Source organism: Actinomadura harenae (assembly GCF_003696215.1).
Lineage (GTDB): Bacteria > Actinomycetota > Actinomycetes > Streptosporangiales > Streptosporangiaceae > Spirillospora > Spirillospora harenae.
On the sequence record NZ_RFFG01000096.1, the window covers coordinates 19495 to 28773 of the forward strand.

General features: G+C 74.1%; 6 protein-coding genes. 1 reads left to right on the forward strand and 5 read right to left on the reverse strand.

Features of this window, described 5'->3' with window-relative positions; translation table 11 throughout:
- Positions 1–14 precede the first annotated feature (14 nt).
- The 5 genes from EBO15_RS34495 to EBO15_RS34515 all read right to left on the reverse strand — a co-directional run bounded on the left by EBO15_RS34495 (position 15) and on the right by EBO15_RS34515 (position 8669).
- Entirely contained in the window at positions 15–725 is a 711-nt protein-coding gene (locus tag EBO15_RS34495; protein WP_122198671.1) for an ABC transporter ATP-binding protein, read from the reverse strand.
- Positions 718–1665 carry an ABC transporter ATP-binding protein gene (locus EBO15_RS34500; protein WP_122198676.1) on the reverse strand — a complete coding sequence of 316 codons (948 nt, stop codon included), beginning with the start codon at positions 1663–1665 and terminating at the stop codon, positions 718–720. The genes EBO15_RS34495 and EBO15_RS34500 overlap by 8 nt, the downstream gene beginning before the upstream one ends.
- Positions 1662–4307: an FtsX-like permease family protein gene (locus tag EBO15_RS34505; RefSeq protein ID WP_122198672.1), complete on the reverse strand. Its 2646-nt coding sequence runs from the start codon at positions 4305–4307 to the stop codon at positions 1662–1664. The genes EBO15_RS34500 and EBO15_RS34505 overlap by 4 nt, the downstream gene beginning before the upstream one ends.
- Complete coding sequence (locus EBO15_RS34510) at positions 4304–7612, reverse strand: ABC transporter permease (protein ID WP_147481792.1); 3309 nt, start codon at positions 7610–7612, stop codon at positions 4304–4306. Before EBO15_RS34510 ends, EBO15_RS34505 begins: the two co-directional genes overlap by 4 nt.
- Before the next feature lie 157 nt (positions 7613–7769).
- Positions 7770–8669, reverse strand: a complete 900-nt coding sequence (locus EBO15_RS34515; protein ID WP_122198674.1) for a LysR family transcriptional regulator — start codon at positions 8667–8669, stop codon at positions 7770–7772.
- Positions 8670–8762: 93 nt separating this feature from the next.
- Between EBO15_RS34515 and EBO15_RS34520 the strand changes: the two genes are divergently transcribed.
- The coding region (locus EBO15_RS34520; protein WP_122198675.1) for an MFS transporter at positions 8763–9279 on the forward strand (517 nt) is incomplete at its 3' end.

Below are 9279 nucleotides of genomic sequence, written 5' to 3' on the forward strand. Positions count from 1 at the left end.
CCGCTCAGCGGCCGTCAGGCGCGCGCGGGGAGGGGTTCCTCGGTCACGGCGCCGTCGGTGATCGCCAGGAGGCGGTCGGCGTGCTCGATGACGATGGGGTCGTGCGTCGCGACCAGGACGGTGACGCCCTCGGCGGCGATCACGGCGCGCAGCAGCGGCATGATCGCGCGGGAGGTCTCCGAGTCGAGCTGGCCGGTCGGCTCGTCCGCGAGCAGGAGGCGCGGGCGGGACGCCAGGGCGCGGGCGATCGCGACCCGCTGCCGCTGCCCGCCGGACAGCTCGTAGGGACGCTGCCGGGCGTGGTCGGCGAGGCCGACGAGGGCGAGCAGCGTCTCGACGCGCTTGTCGCGCTCGGCGGACGCGGTGCGGGCCAGGCGCAGCGGGACCTCGACGTTCTCGGCCGCCGACAGCACCGGGATCAGGCCGTGCGACTGGAACACGAAGCTGATCGTCTGCCGGCGGAGCCTGATCAGGCCGTCCTCGTCGAGGGACGTGACCTCGTGGCCGTCCAGCAGGACGCTCCCGGAGGTGGGCGTGTCGAGGCCGCCGATCAGGTTGAGCAGGGTGGTCTTGCCGGAGCCGGACCGGCCCTTGAGGACGACCAGCTCGCCGCGGCCCACGGAGAACGACACGCCGCGCAGCGCGTGCACCTCGACCTTGCCCGTCCGGTACGTCCGGACCAGGTCGGTCACCGTGAGGATGGGGTCGCGCTCGGGTTCACTCACTGCCTGGCTCCTCTTCCGCCCGGTGGACGGCGACGTGGTCGGTCTCGAGGTCCAGCCGGACCCGGTCCTTCATGGCGAGCGCGTCGATGAAGTGGCGCGGGAGCTGGACGCGGCCGACCCGGTCCAGGACGGCGTACTCCTCGGCGATCCGCACGGCGCGGCCGTCGGCGTCGACGGCGTTCCGGCGGCGGACCTCGCTGCTCGTCCGGCCGTCGCGGATCCCGACGGTCCGGTTGACCTCCTCGGCCACGTGCGAGTCGTGCGTGACGATTACGGTCGTGGTGCCGAGCTCGGAGTTGACCCGGCGGAGCGCGTCGAAGACCTGCTCGGCGGTGGCGGAGTCGAGCTCGCCGGTCGGCTCGTCGGCGAGCAGGACGTCCGGCTCGTTGGCGACGGCGACCGCGATCGCGACGCGCTGCTGCTGGCCGCCGGACAGCTCTCCGGGACGGCGTCCGGCCAGGTCGCCGATGCCGAGGACGCCGAGGAGCTCGGCGGCGCGGGTGCGGCGCAGGTTCCGGGACCGTCCGGAGAACCGCATCGGCAGCTGGACGTTCTGCTCGGCGGTCAGGTACGGCAGCAGGTTGCGGGCGGTCTGCTGCCAGACGAACCCGACCTTCTCGCGCCGGAACGTCAGCCGCTGCGCCGCCTTCATCGTCAGCAGGTCCACGTCGGCGACACGGGCGACCCCCGCGGTCGGGACGTCCAGCCCGGACAGGATGTTCAGCAGCGTCGACTTGCCGGAGCCGGACGCGCCGACGATCGCGATCAGCTCGCCCGGGTCGACCAGCAGGTCGAGGCCCTGGAGCGCGACGACCTCGATGCCGTCCGCCTTGTAGATGCGGACGAGGTTGTCGCACACGATGTGCGCCCCCGTGCCGTAGACGGGACCTCGGTCGGTCGCGCGCCGTTCGAGTTCCGCGAGGCTCGGCGTCTCGGTCATGTCTCCTCCCCCGTTCGAAGCACTTCGCCCAGCCGGTGGCGGGCGTCGAAGATCCGGTCCACGAGGACCGCCGCGCCCGCCGCCACCAGCAGGACGGCGGCGAGGGCGGCCAGGTGCAGGGGTTCGACGGCGTGGTTGGACGCCGCGAACCCGAGCGTGTACGGACGCAGGTTCACCACGGGCCCGGTCAGTCGCGGCAGCAGCATGCCGACGAGCCAGCCCGCCAGGACGGCGCACAGGACGACCGGTCCGATCTCGATGAGCGCGAGGGTGCGGCGCTGCCTGCGGCTCAGTCCGAGGACCTCGAGGTGCGCGATGGCCCGTCCGCGATCGCGCGCGCCCACGAGGAGGAGCATGAGAACCGACAGGAGGCCGTAGCCGACGACGATGAGCGCGCATTCCGCGAACGCCTTGTGGACGACCTGGACCATCGGCCCCTTGCGGAGGGACTGTTCGACGTCTCCCTGGTAGCGGACGAAGTCGGCGCCGATCGAGTTGGCCGCGAAGTCCGGGACGGCCTTGCGGGCGACCTGGTCCAGGGCCTTCCGGTCGATGTTCCGGCCTTGGACGAACACGCGTGTCGGGTAGGCGTCGATGTCCTTGAGGGCGTGGAACGGGACGATCACGTACGGGGTGGTGGCGTCCTGGCCGGGGAACCGGTTCACGATTCCGGCCGGGCGGACGGGCAGCGACTTGTTGAACCAGTTCAGCGTGGTCGGTTGCGTCCCGATGTACTGGACGGCCGCCGGGGACACGAGGATGCCGTCCGGGGCGGTGGGGGCCTGCGGGACGAACCGGGCGGCGCCGCCCGCGATGGCGCGCAGGGCGTCCAGGTCCACGGCGAGGACGGTGATCGAGACGTGGCCCTTCTGGCCGGCTCCGCCGCCGATGCCCGCGTCCGGGATGGACCGCAGCGGGACGACGCCGGTGACGCCGCGCACCGACTTCAACTGCTGCGGCAGCCGGTAGTCGAACTGGGTCGCGGTGATCCGGGCGTCCGAGCCGACCGAGTACCAGGCGGCGGTCTGCTGGCCGCGTCCGAGGGCGGCGTCGACGGTCGCGCCGAATCCGGCGACGGCCGCGGCGAGCAGCAGCACGACCAGGGGCAGGACGGTGACGACCTGCTGCCGGGAGGCGCGGGCGAACCCGACGAACCCGACCATGGAACGGCCGCGTCCGAAGAGGCGTCCGGCGGCGCGCAGCGGCCAGGGGAAGCCGCGCAGGACGATCAGTCCCGCGGCGACGCCGAGCAGAACGGGGACGGCCCAGATCAGCGGGTCCGCGCCGAGCTCGGCCTGGGCGGCGAGGCCGCGGCGGCGCAGGATGATCAGGCTGATCACGGCGATGACCAGCACCAGGAGCTCCAGGACGAGCCGTCGCCGGGACGCCTTGGGCGTGGTGCCCTCCGGGCGCCGTCCGGCCGTGGCCGCGCCCCGGTTCCAGCGCGCGGCGAGCGCGCACGGGAAGGCGACGGCGACCAGCGCGATGACGCCGGCCAGGTAGAGCGAGATCGTCCGCGTGGGCCCGGCGTGGACGAGCAGGCCGATCCCGTATCCGGCGGCCGCCGCGGGCAGCAGGGCGGGCAGGGTCAGCCAGCTGATCGTCTGGACGAGCTGGAACAGGGACGAGCCTCGCGCGCGCATGACGGCGAGCGTCCCGCGCAGGCGTTCGGTGAACAGCGCGAGGCTGAGCAGCAGTGCGCCGACGAGCACGGCCGCGAGGCCGCTGAAGGCCAGTCCGGTGATGACCTGGGCGGTGGCGTACTGGCCGACGAAGTCGGAGATCCGCCCGTCGAGGGGGGTGTGCACCTCGCAGGCGAAGATGTCCGTCCGCGCCGGGACGGCGACCCGGAAGCGGTTCAGGTCGGTCGACAGGCCGCCCAGGTTCGAGGCGTGGATTCCGGACGGGTCGACCGGGAAGCGCCAGTTGTAGAGGAACCTGCCGGAGTACTTGGTCAGGAATTCCGTGTAGCCGTTGTAGTTCATCAGCGCGCCGCCGACGGCCGTCTCCCGGCCGTCGGCGTCGACCTCGACGTGCGGGGTGACGACCGATCCGCGCCCGGACCAGTAGCCGCCGCCGGGGTCGACCGGCGCGATGATCTGGGAGACGGTGAACCAGATCGCGTTCGGGCCCTTCCCGACCTGGAGGGCGGAGCCGACCTTGACGCCGAGCAGGTCCGCGGTCGCCTGGGTGAGCGCGAGGTCCGGATGCATCGCGCTCGGGTACGGCTGGCCCTGGACGACTCGGTAGGGGCCGGTCAGCTCGGCGTTCACGACGAGGTCGATCTTCGCGGGCCGGACCATCCTGGGCTGCTGGACGGCCTCTTTCGTCGCGAGGGCGAACGGGTCGGCCACCTGGGTGGCGCTCCGGAGCCGCGTGGGCATCATCGAGTGCCACGTCACGCCCTCGGCGACCATCGCGGCCGGGGTGGCGAACTTGCTGAACGCGGCGCGGTCGCCGGCGGCGCCGACGATGTTCACGGTGCCGTCCGTGCCGAGAACGCCGGCCGCGGCCTTGTCGTAACCGTTGACGGCGCGGGCCGGGAACACCACCGCGAGCGCGGTCGTGACGGCCGTGAGCACGGCCACCGCCAGCAGCGCCGCCCAGTGCGTCCGGACGAGCCGGATCCGCGGCCCCCTCATCGGTCCTCCCCCGCGCGCAGGTCGCCGCCGAGGCCGCGCTTGCGCAGTACCCGGATCACGGCCATCAGGACAAGGCCGAGCATCACCGCCACCCCGGCCGCGAGGCCGAGCACGGCGACCCATGGCACGGCCAGCGACGCGGGCGGGTAGGGCGGCGCGGCCTGGACGGTCAGCACGATGTGCGGCACGACGAGTTTCGCCACGACCAACCCCAGGGCGAGCCCGCCGAACAGGCCGAGGCCGACGAGGATCGCCTGCTCGACCGCGAGCATCCCGGAGACCTGTCTCTGGTTCAGGCCGAGCGCGCGCAGGACGGTGAACTCGCGGGACCGCTCGCGGACCGCCACCGCGGCGTTCACGATGAACGCGATGAGCGTGAACGCGAGCGCCGCGCCGAAGCCGAGGAGCAGCGCGCCCTGGAGGGACGCGGCGAGCGGCGCGTTCTTCAGGTCCTGCCGCAGCTGGATGCGGTCGGCGGCGACGTCGCCCCAGCCCTGGCGGTTCTTCAGCGTCGCGACGGCCGGGGCGGTCCGCTCGTCCTTCACCGACAGCCACCACTCGTCGGGGTTGGCCGCGGTGTCGGAGGCGGCGCCGGCGGCCTCCCAGACGTCGGAGAGCGTGGGCAGGTCGACCAGCGCGCCGGACGCGCCGCTCTCGAGGCCGGGCAGCGCGCGGACGATCCCCGTCACGTGGACGCGCTGCCGGCCGTTGCCGAGGTGCAGCTCCACCGTGTCGCCGACCTTGGCGTTCGCGCGTTCGGCCAGGGACCGGTCGATGACCCCGGGGACGACCGGCAGCGACGGCTCGCTCCCTGTCGGCTGGTAGTCGTGGTTGGGCGCGTCGCCGTGCGCGACGAGCATCGTGGTCCGGGCCGTCGGCATGCTCGGCGGGTCGCCGACCGGCGCGCTCGGCCGGATCGTCGTCGTGAGGAGCACGCCGGGCTTCTGCTGCGCGCTCAGCGGGGCGCTCCTGGCGCCCGGTCCGGTGCCGTCGTCCCACCACTGGTCCCAGTTCGAGCCCTGCGGGAGGGCGGCCGGGCCGCTGCCCGGACCGTCGCCGCGGACGCCGAGCAGCTCGAACGTCATCGGCCCGTGGTTGGGGTTGGCGGGGTCCGACCAGCGCAGGCCGCGCAGCGCGACCGGGTAGGAGAGGGCGCCCTGCGGGCCGGCGAGCGGCGCGAGGTCCACGGTGGCGGTCTGGGCCTTGCCGTCGGCCTTGAGGCCGCTCAGGTCGACCGTGTAGGTCGCGCCCCGGGCGTCGGTGAGGATCGCGGTGACCTCGTAGGTGGAGGCGTTGGGGTCCCAGGGGCCGAGGTAGATGCCGGTCGGGAGCCCCTGCGCGGCGCCCTGCGAGGTGAGCCGCAGGTCGAGGGCCAGCCTGGTGGGGCTGCCGGGCAGGGGCACCAGGTGCGTCGCGGGCCGGGCCGCGGCCAGCGCGCCGAGCTTGAGGGACCGGGTGAGCTCGGGGCTCACCCGGAGCACCTTGCCGAGGGTCTTGGTGTCGGCGGCGAGAAGGACGGCGTCGGCGTTGCCGTAGCTGGCCGTCCGCCGCGCCACGGGGACGGCGTCCTGGACGCCGGGCAGCGTGGCGTAGCGGGCGCCGCGTCCGAGGGCGCCGAGCGCGACGTCGCCGGGCGGCTCGGTGACGCGCAGGTCGGCGGAGGCGCGGAAGTCGGCCTGGTCCTTCTGGGACCGCTGCCAGGTGCTCATCGTCGTCGCGGACAGCACGCCGACGGCCATGGCGAGGACGAGCAGCAACGCGGGTCCGGCGTACCGCAGCGGACGGCGCGCGACCTGCCGCGCGCCGAGGGCGGGCGCGAGGCCGCGGCCGCGCGTGGTGAACCGCTCGGCGGCGCGCGAGGTGACCGGGACGAGGCGCAGCATCAGCACGCCGCCCGCGAGCAGCGCGAGCGCCGGGCCGGACACGATGAACGGGTCGATGCCGCCCGCGCCGGACGCCCGGGGCGTGCTGCCGTACCGGGTGAGCTGCCACACGCCGAGCCCGGCGACGAGCAGGAGCGCGAGGTCCGCGCCGGTGCCCGCCCAGGCGCCGCGGCGGCCCCGGCTGATCGCGGCCTCGGTCTCCACGAACGTCCCCTTGACGGCGCGGAGCGTCGGGACGGTCACGGCGGCGACGAACGCGATCGCTGCGACGCCCGCGACCGTCCAGAGCGTGCCCGGCGACCCGGCGGACAGCCGCACTCCGCTGGCCCGGACGGCGGGCGCGTGCCCGGCGAGCTTCAGGAGCGGGTCGGCGAGCAGCGGGCCGAGCAGGAGTCCGGGCACGACCACGGCGAACCCTTCGGCGGCCGTGATCCCGGCGAGTTGCCGCATTCCGGCCCCGCGCGTGCGCATGAGGGCGAGCTCGGTGCGGCGGTGGTCGGCGAGCAGCCGGGCGACCAGCAGCCACGCGTACCCGGCGAGCAGGATGAGCTGGAGCACCGGGACGAACATCGTGGACCGGGCCACGAGGACGGCGCTGGAGAGCTGGTCGGCGAGCTGCGGCAGGTCGCTGGAGACGGCGAAGGTCGTGCCGTCGCCGTACTTGCGCAGCGCGGTCGTGGAGTCCTCCATGCGCTGCCCGAGCGCCTTGAGGCCGGAGACGTCCAGGTGGGACAGGTCGTTGCGGACGAACCAGGTCACGTCGCCGCCCGCGGCGGAGAACCGCGCCTGGTACACGGCGGGCGTCAGGACGAGCGGCCCGTAGGTCGTGTAGTTCTGCTGTTCGGCGCCGGTGGTGACGAGCGGGTCGCGGTGCCAGAGGTAGTCGTCCTTGGTGCGCACGTCGAACGTCCCGACGAGCCGCACCTTGATGGCGGACGCCTTGTCGACGCGTCCGTGGACGGTGAAGACCGCGCCCGGCTTCAGCTTCATCTGGCGGGCGGCGGAGTTCGGCAGGACGGCCTCGGCGGTGTCGTCGCCGGTCGCGGCGGGCCAGCGTCCGGCGGTCAGCCGCGCGTGCTGGTCGATGCCGGTGAAGGTGGCGAACTTCGTCAGCTCGGGGTGCTGGGCGCGCTCCTGGCCGGGCAGCGTGTAGGAGTCGCTGCGCGCCGTCGTCTCCAGCCGGTACGGGATGTTCCCGTACGTCCGGCGGAGCGCCTGGTCGAGCTGCCTGCTCGTCTCGGCGCCCTGGCCGGGCAGGACGGTCACGACGACCGCCGCGCCGATCTGCGCGTTCTGGGCGAGCGTGCGGTGCAGGCCGTCGCGGGTCACCGCGCCCGCATAACCGACGAGGGCCGCGAGGACGGTCGTCGCGAAGAGCGCGGTGGCGCAGGCCGCGAGAACCAGGGTCCTGTCGCTGGCCATCCGCCGTAGGACGAGCCCCGGATGCCACATAGAGGCTGATGATCAGCTGAACGTGAACTACGCCACAAGCCCCTGTCACGGTTTCTTGGGCAAACCGCAACCTTTCCGGTTTTGTCCCCACAGCCGGACCCGTTACGGCCCGTCCCTAATCGGACGGTCAGCCGACAGGCGTGGCAGCGCAGGCGTACAGCAGCTCACGCAGACCGGGCAGCGACTCGCGGTCCGACCGCCACACCAACCTCAGGCTGATGTCGGGAACCGGCAGGTCCAGCGCCACCAGCGCCCCCTGCCGGACGGCGTCGGCGACCGCGAACCCGGGCAGCAGCGCGATCCCGAGCCCCTGCTCGGCCCAGGCCCGCAGCACCGGCACGCCCCCGGCGCGGACGCGCGCCGGCTCGGGCCCGAGGAACCGGTCGGCGGCGAGCCGGAACGAGCACTTCTCGACGTTGACCAGCAGCGACTGGCCCGCCAGGTCGGCCCGGGTGAGGTTCGGCCGTCCCGCGAGCGCGTTGCCCGGGGCCGCGACCAGGGTGAGCGGGACGGGCTCCACGTCCAGGAAGGTCAGCGGCGCCTCGGGCCGCCCGAACCCGAGGTCGCCGAGCGCGTCGCCGGTGTCGAGCAGCAGCGCGGCGTCAAGGGACCCGCCGGTGACGTCCGCGAGCAGCTCGTCCCGGACGCCCGAGGAGCGCACCTCGACCCGGTCCGGCGTGATCTCCGTTGAGCGCCCGGCCAGCCTCGCCAGGACGTGCGGGACGTGCGTCGCGACGATCGTCTCCAGCGCGCCGAGGCGCAGCGCGGTCGCCGTGCCGACGACCTCCCGCCGCGCCTCGTCCGCGGCGGAGAGAAGGCGGCCCGACCAGGTCAGCATGCGCTCGCCGGACGGGGTGAGCCGCATCCCGCGGGCCGTCCGGTCGAACAGCGGCACGCCGAGGGACCGCTCCAGCGAGCGGATCCGGGCCGAGACGCTGGACGGCGCGAGATCGAGCGCGACGGCGGCCTCGGTCACCGTCCCGTGCCGGACCACCGCCTGGAAGACCTCCAGCTGACGAAGCTCCATCCCACGCCCCCACCACGACCGTTCGGTTTTTCCGAACGGAGCGTACGCGACGGCCGGTGGAGCGGAACCCCCGTCGCGCGGAGGCTGAACGGCATGACGATCACTGCTCCGGCGACGCCGGCCACCACGCGGACGATCCCGCTGGCCGGTGTCTCGCTCGGCTATTTCATGGTGCTGCTCGACATGACCGTCCTGTCGGTCGCCGAACCCGACCTCGCGTCCTCACTGCACGCCTCGACGGCGGGGTTGCAGTGGGCGACGACCTCCTACACCGTCGTCTTCGCCGCGCTCCTGCTGACGGCCGGGGCGGTCGCCGACCGGTTCGGCGCGCACCGGGTGTTCCGCTCGGGCATCGCGGCTTTCGGGGCGCTCTCGCTGCTGTGCGCGGCGGCCCCCACGCTCGGGGCGCTCGTCGGGCTGCGCGCCCTGCTCGGCGTCGCGGCGGCGGCCTGCGTGCCCGCCTCGATGGCGATGATCACGCGGCTCTACCCGGACCCCGCCGCCCGCACCCGCGCCATCGCCGCCTGGGCCGCCATCAGCGGCAGCGCGGTCGCGGCGGGCCCGGTGCTCGGCGGCCTGCTCGTCGGCGCGGCGGGCTGGCGCGCGGTCT

Excerpts from the sequence above, each read along its gene's own strand:
- EBO15_RS34500 (WP_122198676.1), bottom strand. The coding sequence starts at position 1,665 with ATGACCGAGACGCCGAGCCTCGCGGAACTCGAACGGCGCGCGACCGAC.
- EBO15_RS34505 (WP_122198672.1), bottom strand. The coding sequence starts at position 4,307 with ATGAGGGGGCCGCGGATCCGGCTCGTCCGGACGCACTGGGCGGCGCTG.
- EBO15_RS34510 (WP_147481792.1), bottom strand. The coding sequence starts at position 7,612 with ATGGCCAGCGACAGGACCCTGGTTCTCGCGGCCTGCGCCACCGCGCTC.
- EBO15_RS34515 (WP_122198674.1), bottom strand. The coding sequence starts at position 8,669 with ATGGAGCTTCGTCAGCTGGAGGTCTTCCAGGCGGTGGTCCGGCACGGG.